General features: G+C 66.0%; 1 pseudogene. It reads right to left on the bottom strand.

Annotated elements, in window-relative coordinates:
• A pseudogene (locus A5659_RS06540) lies at positions 1-529 on the bottom strand (hypothetical protein); the annotation flags it as partial.

Genomic DNA, 529 nt, shown 5'->3' on the forward strand with positions numbered 1-529 from the left:
ATCGCCCGGAGCTGGTGAAGTACGCGCGGCACCGGGTGTTCGTGTTCGTCGACTCGGTCGATCTGGCGGTGATCGAGTTCGAAATGGTCCCAACGCTTTCGCAGCAGCGCCGCGTGGGCCGGGTCGACCATGAAATGCACCGCGATCAGTTCGTCGGCCCGCAACCCCCTGCCGTAGCGCAGCGCCTCGATCACCGCCAGATCGACCGAGTCGACGAACACGAACACCCGGTGCCGCGCGTACTTCACCAGCTCCGGGCGATCGGTGCGGAACATCTCGAGAATGGCGGCCTCGGCCCGGTATTCGCGGTTGAGCCGGGTCAGCATGAACACCAGCAGCGGGAACACGATGACCACCAGCCAGGCGCCCTCGGTGAATTTCGCCACCGCGAAGATGCCCACCACGATCGTCGACAGCACCGCCGCGGACAGGTTGATCGCCAGCCGGCGGCGCCAGCCCGGTTCCCGATGCGTCAGATGGTGTTTGGTCATGCCGTAGCCGGCCATCGAGAAGCCGGTAAGCGGGCCGT

The organism is Mycobacterium sp. 1165196.3 (assembly GCF_001673415.1).
Taxonomy (GTDB): Bacteria; Actinomycetota; Actinomycetes; order Mycobacteriales; family Mycobacteriaceae; genus Mycobacterium; species Mycobacterium europaeum_A.